General features: G+C 47.9%; 15 protein-coding genes and 1 pseudogene. 9 read left to right on the top strand and 7 right to left on the bottom strand.

Translation table 11 applies throughout. From position 1 onward, the window contains the following. Nucleotides 1-279: 279 nt before the first annotated feature. From dgoD to JGUZn3_RS12420, 5 genes and pseudogenes are all read right to left on the bottom strand, one after another. On the bottom strand, nucleotides 280-1,428 hold the full coding sequence (gene dgoD, locus JGUZn3_RS05485) for a galactonate dehydratase (protein ID WP_203414643.1): 1,149 nt from the start codon (nucleotides 1,426-1,428) through the stop codon (nucleotides 280-282). Nucleotides 1,429-1,560: 132 nt separating this feature from the next. Beyond that, nucleotides 1,561-2,184: a 2-dehydro-3-deoxy-6-phosphogalactonate aldolase gene (locus JGUZn3_RS05480; protein WP_203414642.1), complete on the bottom strand. Its 624-nt coding sequence runs from the start codon at nucleotides 2,182-2,184 to the stop codon at nucleotides 1,561-1,563. Further along, nucleotides 2,168-3,370, bottom strand: a complete 1,203-nt coding sequence (locus JGUZn3_RS05475) for a 2-dehydro-3-deoxygalactonokinase (RefSeq protein WP_203414641.1) — start codon at nucleotides 3,368-3,370, stop codon at nucleotides 2,168-2,170. The genes JGUZn3_RS05480 and JGUZn3_RS05475 overlap by 17 nt, the downstream gene beginning before the upstream one ends. After that, nucleotides 3,367-4,413, bottom strand: a complete 1,047-nt coding sequence (locus tag JGUZn3_RS05470; protein WP_203414640.1) for a FadR/GntR family transcriptional regulator — start codon at nucleotides 4,411-4,413, stop codon at nucleotides 3,367-3,369. The genes JGUZn3_RS05475 and JGUZn3_RS05470 overlap by 4 nt, the downstream gene beginning before the upstream one ends. Nucleotides 4,414-4,858: 445 nt before the next feature. Then, nucleotides 4,859-5,347, bottom strand: a pseudogene (locus JGUZn3_RS12420) (FAD-dependent oxidoreductase); the annotation flags it as partial. A gap of 59 nt (nucleotides 5,348-5,406) precedes the next feature. On the opposite strand from JGUZn3_RS12420, the gene JGUZn3_RS05460 reads away from it, so the two are divergent. The 4 genes from JGUZn3_RS05460 (at nucleotide 5,407) to JGUZn3_RS05445 (ending at nucleotide 8,718) form a co-directional block, all read left to right on the top strand. Beyond that, nucleotides 5,407-5,724 (top strand): hypothetical protein, encoded by a 318-nt coding sequence (locus JGUZn3_RS05460; protein ID WP_203414639.1) that lies wholly within the window; start codon nucleotides 5,407-5,409, stop codon nucleotides 5,722-5,724. 332 nt (nucleotides 5,725-6,056) lie between these two features. Next, nucleotides 6,057-6,965: an EamA family transporter gene (locus JGUZn3_RS05455; protein WP_203414638.1), complete on the top strand. Its 909-nt coding sequence runs from the start codon at nucleotides 6,057-6,059 to the stop codon at nucleotides 6,963-6,965. Between the two features lie 391 nt (nucleotides 6,966-7,356). Then, complete coding sequence (locus JGUZn3_RS05450) at nucleotides 7,357-7,512, top strand: hypothetical protein (protein WP_203414637.1); 156 nt, start codon at nucleotides 7,357-7,359, stop codon at nucleotides 7,510-7,512. 108 nt (nucleotides 7,513-7,620) lie between these two features. Further along, complete coding sequence (locus tag JGUZn3_RS05445; protein ID WP_203414636.1) at nucleotides 7,621-8,718, top strand: glycosyltransferase family 61 protein; 1,098 nt, start codon at nucleotides 7,621-7,623, stop codon at nucleotides 8,716-8,718. Between the two features lie 290 nt (nucleotides 8,719-9,008). On the opposite strand, the gene JGUZn3_RS05440 is transcribed toward JGUZn3_RS05445, so the two are convergent. Further along, nucleotides 9,009-10,361, bottom strand: a complete 1,353-nt coding sequence (locus tag JGUZn3_RS05440; protein WP_203414635.1) for a hypothetical protein — start codon at nucleotides 10,359-10,361, stop codon at nucleotides 9,009-9,011. A 1,217-nt stretch (nucleotides 10,362-11,578) separates the two neighbouring features. Between JGUZn3_RS05440 and JGUZn3_RS05435 the strand changes: the two genes are divergently transcribed. Beyond that, a complete protein-coding gene (locus JGUZn3_RS05435) occupies nucleotides 11,579-11,734 on the top strand; it encodes a hypothetical protein (RefSeq protein WP_203414634.1) in 156 nt (51 codons plus the stop codon). A gap of 133 nt (nucleotides 11,735-11,867) precedes the next feature. Continuing rightward, nucleotides 11,868-12,185 carry a hypothetical protein gene (locus JGUZn3_RS05430; RefSeq protein ID WP_203414633.1) on the top strand — a complete coding sequence of 106 codons (318 nt, stop codon included), beginning with the start codon at nucleotides 11,868-11,870 and terminating at the stop codon, nucleotides 12,183-12,185. Nucleotides 12,186-12,432: 247 nt separating this feature from the next. On the opposite strand, the gene JGUZn3_RS05425 is transcribed toward JGUZn3_RS05430, so the two are convergent. Next, nucleotides 12,433-12,804 (bottom strand): DUF305 domain-containing protein, encoded by a 372-nt coding sequence (locus JGUZn3_RS05425; protein WP_203414632.1) that lies wholly within the window; start codon nucleotides 12,802-12,804, stop codon nucleotides 12,433-12,435. A gap of 309 nt (nucleotides 12,805-13,113) precedes the next feature. On the opposite strand from JGUZn3_RS05425, the gene JGUZn3_RS12615 reads away from it, so the two are divergent. From JGUZn3_RS12615 to JGUZn3_RS05410, 3 genes are all read left to right on the top strand, one after another. After that, nucleotides 13,114-13,824: an energy transducer TonB gene (locus JGUZn3_RS12615; protein WP_203414631.1), complete on the top strand. Its 711-nt coding sequence runs from the start codon at nucleotides 13,114-13,116 to the stop codon at nucleotides 13,822-13,824. A 496-nt stretch (nucleotides 13,825-14,320) separates the two neighbouring features. Beyond that, on the top strand, nucleotides 14,321-15,343 hold the full coding sequence (locus tag JGUZn3_RS05415; RefSeq protein WP_238996911.1) for a MotA/TolQ/ExbB proton channel family protein: 1,023 nt from the start codon (nucleotides 14,321-14,323) through the stop codon (nucleotides 15,341-15,343). Nucleotides 15,344-15,345: 2 nt separating this feature from the next. Beyond that, nucleotides 15,346-15,771 carry an ExbD/TolR family protein gene (locus tag JGUZn3_RS05410; protein WP_203414630.1) on the top strand — a complete coding sequence of 142 codons (426 nt, stop codon included), beginning with the start codon at nucleotides 15,346-15,348 and terminating at the stop codon, nucleotides 15,769-15,771. Nucleotides 15,772-15,801 lie beyond the last annotated feature (30 nt).

The raw sequence follows: 15,801 nt of genomic DNA, 5'->3' as shown, positions 1-15,801 counted from the left end.
TCGCATTTGGGAAGGACTATAAGGCCAAGGAGTACGATAACCGGTGAAATCCCTTTAAGGGAATACGTTCTTCCAATAAGCGGTTTTTTCCAATCAACAGTTCGAATAAGCAGTTCCCATAAGCAGCCCTAAGGAAAAGTTTTTTGCTACTATTTTCCCCATATTGGCAAAATCCCCTGTTAGCAAAACCTCCTACTGGCAGCCCCCTATTGGCAAAACCCCCGCCTTCTAAAAAGAGACGGAGGTTTTTAACCGAAAGATCATAAAGGGAGGAAAACCCTACCACTCCGCAATGGCACCATCAGGATGGCGCCATACGGGGTTACGCCAATCCTCAACATGGCGGCTGCGCTCTTTAACCAGTTCCTCATCGACCTCCACACCCAAGCCAGGCTTGCTTGGAGGATAGAAATAGCCATCTTCCATAGAGAAATCCTGCTTATTTTTAATATAATCCAGCAATTCAGCCCCCTGGTTATAATGAATCCCCATGCTTTGCTCTTGGAAAACAGCATTATGGGAAACAAAATCCAAATGCAGGCATGAGGCCAAGGCAATCGGGCCCAGAGGGCAATGAGGGGCCAAGCCTACATCATAGGCTTCTGCCATGGCCGCAATTTTAAAACATTCTGTAATACCACCCGCATGCGAAAGATCAGGCTGGAGGATGGAAAGTCCTCCATCGGCCAGCACCCTTTTAAAATCAAACCGCGAAAACATACGCTCACCTGCCGCTATAGGAATGTGAGTCATCGCGGCAAGCCTTGGGTAGTATTCTGCCTGTTCCGCCAAGACCGGCTCTTCAATAAAGAGTGGGCGGTAAGGCTCGAGTTCCTTTATTAAAATACGGGCCATGGGGGCTGCCACCCTCCCATGAAAATCCAGCCCGAACTCAACCTCCGCTCCAAAATGCTCACGGATTTCGGCAACAGTTTTTACGGCCTTGTCAATTTTTTTGGCCTGATCAATCAGCCCCATTTCTTCACACCCATTGAGCTTGAAAGTATCAAAGCCAATAGCCATAAGCTTTTCCATACCAGCAATAACATCGGCAGGTCTATCCCCACCTACCCAGCTATAGGCCTTAATCCGCTCTCGCACTAACCCCCCCAGCAATTCATAAACAGGCACGCCAAGCACTTTGCCCTTAATATCCCACAGAGCTTGGTCTATCCCTGCTATGGCACTCATTAAAATGGGGCCGCCACGGTAAAAGCCAGCCCGGTAGAGCTTTTGCCATAGATCGTTTATTCGTGAGGGATCCTGGCCAATCATATAGTCTGCCAGCTCATGCACAGCGGCCTCAACAGTTTTGGCCCGTCCTTCAATGACAGGTTCCCCCCAACCCGTAATCCCCTCATCGGTTTCCACTTTTAAGAACATCCACCGCGGTGGAAGCCGATAGGTAGAAAGTTTTGTAATTTTCATGCTTTTTCTCTCTCACTGAGTAACTCTAACGAAGGAGGCTCATCCCTTCTTACTTACCAAAAACTTACCAGAAGCCTGCCCAGTCCAGTGGCAAAACCCCATAGCAAAACCCCGTATAGAAAAACTTCGATCTTATCCCCCGTGATGGGCATGATGATAAGCTGCAAGAAAAGCCCTGGCACGTTCTGCTGTAACCTCTACAGATTGACCTGCACGGTAGAGATCCCCCCCCAGACCCGCACCAATACAGCCGGCCTGCATATATTCTTGTAAATTTTCGGGTGTAATCCCCCCCACCGCCATAAGGGAGATATCCTGCGGTAAAACAGCCTTGATGGCCTTGATGTAAGAGGACCCCATGGCTGCAGCAGGAAATATTTTAATTGTTTTTACCCCCAATTCTATCGCCTTAAAAATTTCTGTGGGGGTCAAACAACCACAAGCCAAAACCATTCCATGCCCCAAGGCGTGGGCAATCACCGTTGGGTTGATATTGGGAGTTACAATCAACCGAGCCCCGGCTACATACAGGGTTTCGACATCACTTTCTGTCAGCACCGTGCCCCCGCCAATGAGCCCTTGAGTGCCAAAACGCTTGACACAGGCTGTAACGCTCTCTTGCCAAGATGGCGAGTTAAGCGGTATTTCAATGGCGTTAAACCCTTCTTTCAACAGCACCTCAACATGTGCTGGGGCTTGCTGCGGTGTTATCCCCCGTAAAATGGCAATGAGGGGAATGTTATTTATCCATGGCATGGGCAATACTCCTTATACCAGCTAAAAATGCCTGTTCTCCGTCAATCTGAACGCTTTTAAAACCTGCTAGGGCCAAGGCTTGCGCGTAACGATGAGCCAGCTGGCTATTCCCTACAATCTGAATGGGGCGCTTACGCATCAAAGATAAGAATTTCTGGGAGAGCTGCCCAATTTCCACTCCCAGTAACAGACCAGAGAGCCGCTCATTGGTAAATTCTGCCTGGAGATGCCCCAATAGGCTGGCTCCACGAATTTCAAACAACTCTGCCAAAATAGCCTTACTCGCCAGGCCGGCCTTTACCCCTTCCTCAAACACCTCTCGAGAAGAAACCTGCGAGAGAGAAGCCTTAAGCAAGGACTGGGTTGATAAAAGATGATAGAGCTCTCCTGTCATGGCAGTGTAAAAGTGCGTGAGTACACCATTTTCAACCAATGCCCATTTACTATGGGTTCCTGGCAGGATATAGAGCGCATGGCTCTGAATTTCTCCACCCTCTGCAAGGGGCTCGGCAAGGGAGATATGGCCGGTGGTCGCCTGCTGGGTGGCCAAGGCAAAGGCACCGGCCAGCTGGGTTTCCTCTCCTCGCATCACCTCTGGCGCTTCGGGGCGATCGACACACAGGCCGGGCACAAGATAAAGCTGGGCTTGCCGGTAGGGTTTAAAATGCCTGACCCCTTCTGCCAACGCCGTAAGGGCTACCGGGCAGCGCAGGTAAGGAACCATGGACAGCCCTTTATGACTCCCCACCATACCAGCCATAAATACCAGCATGCTCGGCTGGCCTATATACCAGCTAGCAAAGAGTTCCTCAAAAACCTGGAGGGGGCTTTTCCCTTGGAGGTTGGTAATTCCTAAGGGAGCATGACGTGTGGCTTTAACCTCTCCCTTAACCACCAGCCAACCCCGGATGTTGGAGGACCCCCAGTCCACAGCAATATAGTCTGTCTCTATAGAGTTTGTCGCTACATAATCTGCCGCTACATAGTCTGTCACTACGGGGTCCTTAGCTGCCGAAAAATTATCTGGAACCGGAAGAGTATCTGGAAGGTTATAAGGCTGCCCACTCGCCGACCTCTCCTTAGGAGCCAACTTTTCCCTAGGGACTAACCTTTCTCTAGGAACCAACCTTTCCATGGGAAGGTTTTTCTGCCCTTCTGGCTTATGCCCTTTTATGGCCGATATCATGCCCCCTCCCTTAGCCGATGGGTAGTACTGGCCACAAGTTTTCGGGCAGCCTGTTCAGCACGATCTGGATTTTGATGGCGAATAGCCTCAAACAGCGTGGTATGTTCAGCTAAGGTTTGCGCCATGACGAATTCCTCATCGCGATAGGTATTTTTAAAGGCTGCCTGCTGCAAAGCCTCCAGGACAACGCCAAGGCGAGAAAGAATAGGATTATACGCCGCCTTAAGAATAGCCTGGTGGAAGCGAAGATCAGCCTGATGGAATTTTGGCCAATCGGCATGATGGGCCACCATTGCGGCCAAAGCGTCTTCCATTTCAACCAAATCAAGCGCTTTGGCCCGTTCTGCAGCCCAGCGGGCAACGGCAGGTTCCATTAATGCCCGTAGCTCGTCCATGGCATAAATTAACCTTTCATCCTGACGGGAGGCGATCACCCACGATAACACATCGCCATCCAACAAGTTCCACTGCTCTGGCCCATTGACAAGACTGCCACGAAAGCGCTGAGCTGTCAGGAGATTTTTGGCCTGCAGGCTACGCAAGACTTCCCGAATAACATTACGCGACGTATGAAAAAACGCACACAACTCACTTTCAGCGGGCAAAAATGTTCCAACCTCATAGCGGCCCTGAACAATATGCTGACCCAGGGCCAAAATAATCTGCTCGGTTTTTCCTGAACCCGTAAGGCCTGACGGGGTAAGGCCAAACGATGCGGGGATAGAAGACTGAAAAGTTGAAGATTGGGAAATCGAAGATGAAGAAGCTGAAGATAAGGAACTTGAAGGTGTAAAAGGTAAAGAGGAGGAGGCAGAAGAGCTGAGGTTTTCTCTCCGAATTTCTTTCTGATCATTCGTCTGAATGTCTTCCAACACTTCTTTTCGGACGTGAACTGATTTTCGAGCATGAACTGAGATTTTAGCGCCTTCAAAAACTTTTTTTCTGGTATGAGCCGGGACTGGGGCGTCTTCCAAGAGTTTTTCCCTGCTTTCCCTGCGACCTACTACGGGGTTTTTCGTTCGTTTTTCTTTACGTGTCTCCATATGTTTCTCTGTATACTTTTCTATATGTCTCTCTGGAGATTTCTCGGTACGTCTCTTATCAAGGTGCTCTCTTATTTTTGGAGAATTTCCCAGCGTTTTTTACCAGCGTCTTTCATAGCATTTTGAAGTTTTTCAAAAGCTCGAACCTCAATCTACCTAGATACGCCACTGTTCAATCTTTGCTATTTCCCCTTGGCATCACCTTTGGGCCACCGCCTTTGCCCCCAAGGGATATACCAAGGAAACCTCTCAAGGCCCGAGAGCGAGAAGAAGGTTTGTATCTCTCTTTTGTATCACAATTTTTAAAGATTGTACTACAATATAGGGCCAAAAACTCTTCCATCCCATCACATTTCCGTGGTGAAGAGCCCTTGGAAGAGACCCAATAGGAGAAGCTCTTAAATCCTTCTCCCTTTTCAGGAGTTCTGTTCTCACTTTCTCTTCCCCCTTCAGCCACCAAGGCCGCATTTAATCCAGCCAATAGCCCTTGTGCTGCGGCTTCCTCATAGCCTGTAGTACCATTAATTTGTCCCGCCAAAAAAAGCCCTGGAACCTTTTTAAGCTCAAGGGTAGGCAAAAGCTCTCGGGGGTCAATATAGTCATATTCAACAGCATATCCAAGCGTAACAATGCGAGCATGTGACAACCCAGGAATGGTTTTCATCATTTCCTCTTGCACTTCCAGAGGAAGGCTGGTGGATATCCCATTAGGATACACCAAATTATCCCCCTCATGCCCAGGAAGGGCTTCAGGCTCAAGAAAGATCTGATGGCTTTCTCGCTCGGAAAAATGCACAACCTTATCTTCAGTAGAAGGGCAATATCGCGGCCCACGACCAGAAATCTCTCCCCCATAGACCGCAGAAAGATGCAAGGCCTTACGAATAATATCATGGGTTTTGGATGTGGTAGCAGTAATGCGACAAGATAAAACAGAATTGGCAAACCATCCTGTTCATTCCATTCTGCCTTGCAGTGTTTGCCTGCCCATGGTTGCCGCCCTGCCAAGCCTGGCACCAGCTGGCCAGATATTTTACAAGACCAGATATTTTACAAGATGTGTGTTCTGGCCTAACCCTTGATGCCAGCTTGATCAAGCGCCCCATACCGCCCCCCCATGCGATTGACTGTATGGACGAGGCCTTTAGTTGGGTGCAGCTCATTTCAGCTCCTCCAAAAAGCAGCCATGGTGGCGCGGTACGCCGGCGGCTGGTTTTGTTGCGCTCTTTTGTGAATGTTCGAAGTGGGCGCCATATATTTTCCTGGTCACGTTTGGGGAGAATATTAGGGGCAAATCTTTTTCAGACTTAGAGACCGTAACGCCTATAAGGTGCACGGTTTCCGAGTTTTTGTAAGCTGTACTTTCTGTTCATCCCTATAAAGGGACTCTTTCCCTATCAAAGAAAAAAGCGAAGCCTCACTCATAGCAGGGATTAATAAATTCCAGCACAAACCGAAACTTTCGTTTTTATGTGAGCGCACACTTCAATCGCTCTAGAAGAGAGCATATGTTATAAACAACCCAATTTTTTATAAACAACTATGGAAATGGTTCACTTTTTTTGGGTAAACTATCCCTCTATCTTGAATCAACCACTCCTAACGCTCCGCTCTGTTAACATCCTTATGGAAAGAACGCCCCTATGACCCTACGGGACTGGCTCCTGGCAATGATTGTCGTAACCGTATGGGGCATTAATTTTGTTGTTATTAAAACAGGCCTGCATAGCCTGCCCCCTTTTATGTTGGCAGGGCTACGCTTTACCTTGGTGGCATTCCCCGCCATTTTCATGATCAGGCGCCCCCCTATCAAGCTGAAATGGCTTGTCGCTTATGGGCTCAGCATAAGTTTTGGGCAATTCGCACTCTTATTCTCAGCCATTGCCATTGGTCTCCCCCCTGGTATTGCCTCGCTCCTGATTCAAATACAGGCCTTTTTTACCATTGGGCTTTCCGCCCTCCTCTATGCTGAACGTATCCATGCCATGCAGATTATAGGCATGGTTTTAACCGGATCAGGCATGGGCTTGCTTGTTCTTGCCCAAGGGGGCGGAGCACATATCTCCTCTCTTGGGCTTCTTCTCATCCTGGGGGCAGCCCTTTGTTGGGCCATTGGCAATATTATTAACAAGGCCATGATGCCCAAGAAGGATGCCAGCCATATTCTGGCTATTGTGGTATGGGCAAGCCTTGTTCCCATTCTCCCCTTTTTTGCCTGCTCCCTTCTGTTTGAAGACCCTGCTGCCCTTTTTGCCGATTTTAGCCAGCATTTTACCGTTACGGCTTTTCTCTCTACCCTCTATCTCGCTTATGGAGCCACCATTATCGGCTATGGGTTATGGGGTGCCTTACTGGCACGCTATGAATCCTGGAGAATAGCCCCCCTCTCTCTTATGGTTCCGATTATAGGCATGTCGAGCAGTATGCTCATCTTGCACGAACGGCCCAATAGTTTTCAGCTTGTAGGAATGGGAATTATCCTGCTTGGACTTGGCGTAACGGTGATAGGCCCTACCTTGCTGAGAAAATACCGCACGCGTAACCCCTCTTGAAAATGCCGCTCCCTAGGAAGAGCCCTTAGGAGGGGAAAGCCTTTATCCACGGGCTAGGGGCTACAAGTCAGAATGGAGAATCTGGGCACAAACAGCATCTCCATGATCTGCGGGGCACTCAGCTCTAAGGAAAGCATACCCTTTCCCTTAGAGGGGAGAAAATGGGTCCTCAGTTTCAGCCAGCCTCTTCCTCTTCCTCTTCCTCTTCCTCTTCCTCTTCCTCTTCCTCTTCCTCTTCCTCTTCCTCTTCCTCTTCCTCTTCCTCTTCCTAAGAAGGATTAATAAAATTTTAATAACTGACCAGAAAAAAATAATAATATTTGTATTTTTAACGTTTATTTAAAATAAAAATACGAAAGTAAAATGAACCAAACACTAAAGACCTGAGTAAATGGTTACCCACAAAAATAATTTTATTGATAACGGCTTTTTCCCCTTCATTAATCTTGTAAACCAGATTAACGCGGTTATGGGAAAGCTGAATAACCTGGGGCGTAACCCCTACGGAATAAAATCCATGTACAGCGTAGGCATGAAGAAAGCCTGAGTAAGATATGACTCCCAAGGTCAGGCCGTAGCCGTTCCTGTGGTAGGACCAAGTTGATGATCACAACTCGGATAATCTCCTTGATTTTCCACGATAGAACCGATAGCTATGGTCATCAGAATGTTTCATCTTCTCTCCCAAAACCGTAAAGATATCACCTTAGTCAAAAGCTTTCACGAGCAACCCGCCCTTACTTTTCCGTCTCTAGCTGTAGGGGCAGCTAGTATGGCCATCATGGGCCTGCAGGATCAAGCCCAACAAGATCGCCTCCCTTATCATGCCCCGCATACCCTCCTGCTTCTCAATGCCACACTGTGTTCACCAGCAGGGATTATTGCCCTGGAAGATGGCCAAATCCTACAAGACACGCTAGACCACACCATGCCCGAGCGTGAAGGCTATACCCGCACGCCAGAAGGTAAGAGTGTTTTACCCCCCTCTCACGTCACCCTACCAGGACTGTGGTTTTCCCTGCTCCTTGGAAATAGTGAGAACATCTTTCATTTTCTGATCATGAATTTGAGCCGCCTGTGCCTTCTTGATGAGAAGGACAAACGACAGCTTCAAGGCATTTTATTACCCGCAGAGCTCCCCGTTCCCATGCAAGAGGCCACAAAAATGGCGTTGGCTGCCACCTTTGGGGCGGCCTTGCCCCCTCTTTACCGCATCAGCAAAGGCGAGAGTGTAAAAGTTGAAAAATTGCTACTGGGGTGGAACATGCTCTCCCACCTGGAACCCTCCGTCAGGGCATTACTTTTTCTTAAGGATATGGCCAAGCCGCTGCCCCAACCCTTACCGGGGAAAAAACTCTATATCGACCGACAAGAATCGGCCATGCGGCCCCTTTTAAACGAAGGGGAATTGGCAAAAACCCTGAAAACTTTCGGGTTTGAATGTATAAAGCTTGAGCAGCTCTCCTTTTCGGAGCAGATACGCCACTTTGCTGAAGCCAGCCTTATTCTGGCCCCTCACGGGGCAGGCAATACCCATATCGTCTTCTGTGCACCAGGCACATTACTCATAGAGATCATGCCCGATAAATTGCTAAACTGGTGCTATCGTAGCATGGCCGAGCTTTTGGGCCTTCGTTATGATTGTATCATCAGCCGTAGCTTGGCAAACTCAGAAATTCCGCCCACTTTTGCCCCACACCAAGTGGCCATTATCCATGTATTAGGCGCTATTCACCACTATTTGGCGCTGTAAAAACGCGATCCCCACTGAGTACCACAAGCCAGGCTAAGAAAGATGACCTGCCCGACAAAACAAAACCCTGCAAAAAACCCCACCAGACATATCCGGCAGGGTTTTGGAAAATGAGACCCCTTCAGTAACAGCTTTAAAAAACCATCTCCTGAGAATGAGCCTTATTTGAAGCTTATTTTTCTTGAAGGCGTTCGCTTTCTCCCCCAATATACTCTCCCCCCAAGAGAACAAAACGCAGAAAAAACCAATTGCGGAGGGAATAAATCGCGGGGAGAAATCAAGAAGCTCCCTTAGGCAAAAGCTGGTTGCGCTGCAAAAACGCCAGAATTTGCTACACTTGGCAGATTTGTTACGCTTGGTAGAACAGTCGCATGATAGTCCGTTCTTTGGGCTTGGGCAGATATGATTTGAGCGATGCTGTTATTTCCATAATCATGAACAACACCCTGGATTTTACTAGGATCTTTCCCCGCATTGAAAATATCGTTAACCGTAATGTTATAAATCCCGTAATCGGTAGAAGGGTTGGTAATGATTTGCCCATTCGAGTCTATTTTATACTGAGAAAGATCCGGAGTTACGTTCAGGTCTTCATACAGGCGGGAAAAGGCATGAAATTTTGGGAAACCGCTCAGCAGGTAATTGCTTGCGGTAAGGACTTTTCCAAACTCAAAGAAATTGTTCCATCCCTGAGAAATCACTGAAAGATCCTGCTGGTTTTTAACATCGCCAGTCATGATGATCTTTCCGTAATGAGGCTGAATACCTCCATTAGGGTCATAGTCTGGGGCAAAAGGTTGTGCTCCTTGAATATCAGAGGCATAGCTGCTTACGGGATCACCATATTGGAGGATGTTAATAAAGTTTGATCCATCGCCTTTTCCAGTCGTGCTTGGAAGAATCCCTGTGCTATCAAACCCAATACCGGCCAGGCCTGTCTGCTGGGCCACATATTCAGCCTCAATGCCTCCAAGGGAGTGACCCGTAACAAATATATTGCTGGTATTATACCCTCTGGCTTCAGCCTCATGGGCAACAAATTGGGCAAATTTTACAGCATTCTGCTGGCCAAGAGTTGTCCGATGGGCTACAACCTGAACATCTTGCAGAACCTGGTTAACAGCATGCACGACATCGGTAGCACCCTGCCCAGCAGTACCCTGATAGGCAATAATGATCTGATTTTGGGGGGTAGACCATACTTTTGCAGCCATGCCCGTAACGGCATCAGAAATGGCAAGCTGCTTACCGTTGTAAAGAAATGGCGTTAAGGAAGCAGGCAATGCATTCGGCACATTCACAGCCGCAGAAGCCTGAAGGAACTGGGCTACGGTTGGTGTATGGGTAAGGTCTTGGTTATGGGCAACAACAATGGGAGTGGTATCGCTCAGAAACTTTTCTTCATAATTGGTTGTAGAACCCAAATAAACGTTCAGTGCACCGGCCACACTATTAATGACATTGCCAATAATCGTGCCATTCAGCAAATTTTCCCGTGCCGCAGAGGTTGAGGCCACATCGTTAATAAGGTTTTGCACGCTTTGGTTCACTTGTTGCTGATAGACAACGGCCTTATCGTAAGTATCTTTTACAACTTTTAAAAACGAGCCAATCCCACTAAAAACATCATCAAAAAAGCCCATTCCTTGTACTCCATACAGATATTGATTATATTGACTATACTGGTTCAGTAGTTCTTCTTACGTTTATTGAAAACGTTTTTAATATTAAAAACGACAGGGGAAAATCTCTCTATGATGACTTGTTCTTCATTCCTCATCGTTTTTTCACTCGATAACATTTATTGAATATTTTGAAAATACGTTATTGAGGTTTTCACTAAATAGTGCAAAGGCCACTTTAGGCCATACCCGTCGTACAAACCTCCCTGCCCCACGGGCACGGAACCCATAAGCTGGCAAGAAAGGGTTTTTAGAGGGTATCCCCTACTGATCGGGAAATAAGACAGATTGAACCAACATCCAGAAAGTTAACGCCTGGTATCACCCACTAATCAATGAGGTAAGCTGACAAAGCTGCTTGAAGAGGGGCATTGCCCGGGGTATTCCCTACTGGTTAGGAAATAAGGAGGTCTTGGCTTGGATGTTGCCCAGGTTAAAACAGGGATCCTCCCTGCCTCACTCGTTAAGGATCCCATGAGTAGACGGGTAGAAGTTGATTTTCAAGATCGCGTTTCCTCCTCTATTCAATGAACCTATGAGTAGACAGGCAGGTGAGTGGGGAGAATGTTGGCCGGCTCCATGCGCTCCACGGGCAAAGGGGCTCATGAAGCGAGCGAGAAGGAATTTTTTAATCCACCAAGCCTCAATCCTATAGGGCAGAATAAAATGGAAAATACCCAAATAAAATAGAAAATGCCCAATATGATTGCGCCTGCCACGGCTCTTTTTATGATCATGCTGGTGATAATCGTGCTGGCCGTGTCTTTAAAGACGTGCCACCTCTTAGAGAATACCCTCCCCTGCCGCACAAGCAAGGAGGCCTTGTAGGCTCTTGGGTTGCCTTCTGCCAGCATATCCTCGCCCCACGGGTAAGGAGGATTTTAAAGAGCTCATCCTTATTCAACCAGGGTATAATCCACCCAGGGCGTATCCTCTCCCTGCCCCACGGTTAAGGGAGCCCCATTTCATAGTGCTCCTGCCCGCATTAAACCGGCCCATAAACCAGCTGGTAACATGAAGGAAATGAGATGTCTTTTTCCAAATCCCAGTAAGTCCCAAACCCCAACAGGTTCCAGGCCCCAACAAGAAAATAAAGAGACTAAACCAAAAAAGAGACCAAACGCTTGACCATTCCTTGCAGAAACAGACATGATGCCGCGCCAAAATAGCTATTGGCTATGGCTATGGCTATGGCTATGGCTATGGCTATGGCTATGGCTATGGCTATGGCTATGGCTATGGCTATGGCTATGGCTATGGCTATGGCTATGGCTATGGTAAATAAAATATTTTGGCAAGTCCCTTTGCGGAATGGTTTTATAGAGGGGAAATGACGGTTTTTTTATATCCGTACTTTTCTTTTTTCTTTTTTCCTTTTATTTTTCACCCCATCCTCGTATTTTTCACCCCATCCACCCACCTTATGCCAATTTCATTTTTACTTTATCCTGTAACAGGAGAACTCCTATGACCTTATATAACTGTGGCAGCCCCGTTAGCACCCAATTTCCCCAAACGGGAAAAATCTATACCATAGAGCACGGGCTAAAATGGGTTGTGGGTGCTATTATGCTCCACGAAAGAGAAGTCTATTATTGTGTCTACAAGCTGACTTCTCCGCCTTCTCCGCTTATTTCGCTACGGCATCTGAGTGATTTTCTTAAAATTACCCCCCCAGCTATTATTACCGACCTGAATTATGAAGCCATACTGACTGCAGAGCAGCTGGATGCGCTCAGCAAAGAAGGAAAGCTGGAGCTTTACTCCTCCGCCTCTCAACTTTAAGCCCCTAACCTGTACCATTAAAAATGGCCAAAAAAAAACACTCCCCTGACTTATTTACGAGTCAGGGGAGTGCTTGATCTTTAGCAAGATATCTTAAAAAAGGGCACCTTATGGCCTTTATTGAAGAGGTTAAAGGTGACCTAAGTTAAAATTATAATGCATTTATGGTAAGTATACTCACATAGACTAAAACTTGAAACAACAATAAGAGTTTCCAAAAAAAATAAAAACTTTACCGCACCCCTCTTTAAGGGGTGCTTGAAGATGTGTTTGAAGGTGTATTAGCCTTTGAGGAAGAATGCACTTTTAGCCACTGCTGCATCCGGTCAATTTCCTTTTTCTGGGTCTGGATAATGGCGGTGGCAAGTTGACGCATCTGGGCGTTCTGGCCTTTCTCAAGCTCCTCGCGGGCCATGCGCAAAGCCATTTCATGGTGGGTAATCATGCCCCTTACAAAAGCAATATCAACCTGATTGGCTCTCTCCCCTTGAAGGCCAACCCCTCTAGAGTCCTTCATAGAGGTTGGCTGCTCTCCTCCTTCTGCTGCCAATAACGGGGCCTGTACCCCAATATTGCCCAACAAACCCATAAACACAGCAATCCAGGATTTTTTTAACACGACTCCTCCATGATTTTGTCAGAACAGTATTTTTGCCAAAAACAGTATTTCTGGCAGGAAAAGACTCACTTTATTAACATTTAGACGCACTTTATTAACATTTATAGAGTGTTTAGTCTCTTTTGCTCTGGTTTCCAACGCCTATTTCCTATAAACATAAAAGAGAATACTAATCACTATTAACAACTGCAGTTGAGGGCGTAGAGTGACCACCCCTTGATATCTATGATGTTTTGCCTATTTGCGCAACCAGACTTCTGCAAAACCGGCTGCGTGTAGCGTTTTTCGAACCGGGAGATTTCTCTTCTTATGGCTGCTACTTACGTAATGAAGAACAACAAACTCAGGATGGTATGGCTTATCGTAACAATCATCATCCATATTCTCTTCATCCATGCCCTTATTCGGGTCATGGCCAAGCCCGATACTATAACACCCGTTATCCCCTTAAGTGTCACCATAGAAGCCAGTGCCAGCTCAGCCAACAGTGCTGCCCCACCAGCCGCACCACCCCCTAGCATGATTGAGCCACCCCCACCAGTCGTAATGCCGCCAAAGCTTAACATGCCCGTGCCCGAACCCCCAAAAACACCCCCTATCAAAAAACTCACCCCAAGAAAAACACCGCCCACCACCCATCCTGCACCCAGCCCTGCGCCTTCCAGCCAGAGTCAGGCCTCTTCACCCAGTTCTACAACCGCAACGGCTGCAGCGCCTTCCCATGCCGCCTCCACCCAACATGACCGAAATGCTGGCGTCAACCCCATTGGAGGAGGACGCCCCAATTACCCAGAAACCATGCAGGAGTTAGGGAAAGAGGGATCCGTCGATGCGGCATGTGATATTGAGGCCAATGGCACCACCAGTAACTGCCACTTAGTGAATGTTTCTGGTGGGCAGGCCTTTGGGGAGGCTGTGCTCACCTTCCTGAAAACCCACCGCTATCAGCCGGCCATTCGCAATGGGGTGCCGGTAAGAACCCCTAACCATACCTTGCATTTTACATTCCAGCTGAACTAGGCTTGTCGATGACTCCCACCCTCATTTCATTTCTCAACCCATTTCTCAAATGCCAGAGTTCGTTATTTGTTCGTTATTCGTTTTTGTCTCTAAAACCCTATCGAGGTCACCCTTGAGCCCCCTCATGTTATGTTCAAACCTCGCCCTATTCTTGCGTACCCAATACTTGTGCACCAAGTTTTTGTGCACCCAGTTCTTGCATACCCTATTCTTGCGTGGAGAGTGGCTCCATAAAATGAGGACGCCTGCTTATGCCATACCATGCTTATGCCACTCCAAAAGAGAACCCCTTTTCCTGCTCATCCCCCTTGTGGATTCCTGCAAGCTTTCTTGGAGTTTTCTTGGAGTAGGCTTTCTTAGAGCTTTTTTGGGGCTTTGTTTTTTATACCCTATGGCCTCTATGCCCAGACCTCTCTATGTCCACTCTCTTTCTTTTTCCTTATTCCGGATTTCTCCATTAACCTGATTTTTTAACACACAAGGAGCAAAAAAGCCCATGTTTTTACCCATCCATTCCCACCAGCAAGCACCCTTCCCTGTTTTGAAAGCGCCTTTCGGCAAAAAAATCCTCAAACCTGTCCTGGCAGGCCTCATGATGACCAGCCTTAGCATTGGCACGGATAGAGTGCTTGGTCTTTCTTCCTCCGCCTGGGCTGCCCCAACTACACAAACGACCACACAGACTGTCGCACAAACTGCCGTCCCATCACCGCCACCCCCCCCTATGCCTGCCGCTTCACCAGAAACAGGCCCGATGCAACCGCCAGCCCCCCACCATGTCGCCTCCCCAGAAAATCCCTATGGCCTGTCTGCCTTGTGGATGGGTGGAGATATTGTCTCCCGTACGGTCTTGATTATTCTGCTCATCATGTCCATTGGCACTTGGTATATTATGCTTTCCAAGTTTTTTGAGCAGGGAAAAATTCTTAAAGCTGGCCGGGCCATTCCAACAAGTTTTTGGAAAAACGGCTTAAATGGCAACACCCTTTCCACCCTCCAGGAAGGCTCCCCTTTCCGTATGGTTGCCCAAAGTGGGCTTAATGCGGCCCACCACCATAAAAGTGCCAACATGCAAACCACCATAGATCTTTATAGCTGGGTAACGCTTTCTATCCAAAATGCTGTCAGCAAAGTGCAGGCCCAACTGCAAACAGGCTTAGCCTTTTTGGGTACCGTCGGCTCAACAGCCCCTTTCGTAGGGCTGTTTGGAACCGTTTGGGGCATATATCACGCTCTTACAGCCATTGGTATTGCCGGGCAAGCTACAATAGACAAGGTTGCTGGCCCTGTCGGTGAAGCCCTGATTATGACAGCCATAGGCCTTGCAACCGCTGTTCCGGCTGTTTTAGGTTATAACTTCCTGGTGCGTCGCAATAAGGTGGCCCTTGATACGTTGAAAAATTTCGGCTCGGATGTTCAGTCTGTTCTATTGGGAGGACGCCCTTCTGAAGCGGGCTTGCCTGCCAGCACTCACGAAGCCAACCCTTCCACCATTACATCTTCATCACGGGTAGAATAGCCATGGCCATGCAAATTGGTGGCCAGGATAACGATGAAGACCATATCGTTGCGGCCATTAACACCACCCCTTTAGTGGATGTGATGCTGGTTTTGCTGATTATCTTCCTTATCACCATACCCGCTGCAACCCACACCATACGCTTGCATTTGCCTAAAGAGAGTAGCCATCCTACCCAGACCCAGCAGGGCAACGTGGTTTTGGCCGTAACGGCTGATGGGCAAATTTACTGGAATGAAACCCCTATTGCTACCATCGATGAGCTTTCTGTAAGACTCGCTGGGATTGCCAACGGCACCAAGCAACCCCAGGTGCAGATAAGGGGAGATGGCCAGGCCCGTTATGAAACGGTTGGACGCATTGTCGATGCTTGCAAACAAGCAGGGATTGCCCGGGTTGATTTTATTACCGAACGCCCCCACCAATAATCCCACCCCAAGAGATCATGATAAGCCCCC

The sequence above is a fragment of the Entomobacter blattae genome, assembly GCF_014672835.1.
Classification (GTDB): Bacteria; Pseudomonadota; Alphaproteobacteria; order Acetobacterales; family Acetobacteraceae; genus Entomobacter; species Entomobacter blattae.
This window is presented reverse-complemented; position numbering and strand designations above follow the sequence as displayed.

Coding starts and splice junctions, on each gene's coding strand:
- JGUZn3_RS12615 (WP_203414631.1), top strand. CDS start 13,114: ATGGCTGCTACTTACGTAATGAAGAACAACAAACTCAGGATGGTATGG.
- JGUZn3_RS05450 (WP_203414637.1), top strand. CDS start 7,357: ATGGTTACCCACAAAAATAATTTTATTGATAACGGCTTTTTCCCCTTC.
- JGUZn3_RS05435 (WP_203414634.1), top strand. CDS start 11,579: ATGGCTATGGCTATGGCTATGGCTATGGCTATGGCTATGGCTATGGCT.
- JGUZn3_RS05455 (WP_203414638.1), top strand. CDS start 6,057: ATGACCCTACGGGACTGGCTCCTGGCAATGATTGTCGTAACCGTATGG.
- JGUZn3_RS05445 (WP_203414636.1), top strand. CDS start 7,621: ATGGTCATCAGAATGTTTCATCTTCTCTCCCAAAACCGTAAAGATATC.
- JGUZn3_RS05440 (WP_203414635.1), bottom strand. CDS start 10,361: ATGGGCTTTTTTGATGATGTTTTTAGTGGGATTGGCTCGTTTTTAAAA.
- JGUZn3_RS05410 (WP_203414630.1), top strand. CDS start 15,346: ATGGCCATGCAAATTGGTGGCCAGGATAACGATGAAGACCATATCGTT.
- JGUZn3_RS05475 (WP_203414641.1), bottom strand. CDS start 3,370: ATGATATCGGCCATAAAAGGGCATAAGCCAGAAGGGCAGAAAAACCTT.
- dgoD (WP_203414643.1), bottom strand. CDS start 1,428: ATGAAAATTACAAAACTTTCTACCTATCGGCTTCCACCGCGGTGGATG.
- JGUZn3_RS05430 (WP_203414633.1), top strand. CDS start 11,868: ATGACCTTATATAACTGTGGCAGCCCCGTTAGCACCCAATTTCCCCAA.
- JGUZn3_RS05470 (WP_203414640.1), bottom strand. CDS start 4,413: ATGGAGACACGTAAAGAAAAACGAACGAAAAACCCCGTAGTAGGTCGC.
- JGUZn3_RS05415 (WP_238996911.1), top strand. CDS start 14,321: ATGTTTTTACCCATCCATTCCCACCAGCAAGCACCCTTCCCTGTTTTG.
- JGUZn3_RS05480 (WP_203414642.1), bottom strand. CDS start 2,184: ATGCCATGGATAAATAACATTCCCCTCATTGCCATTTTACGGGGGATA.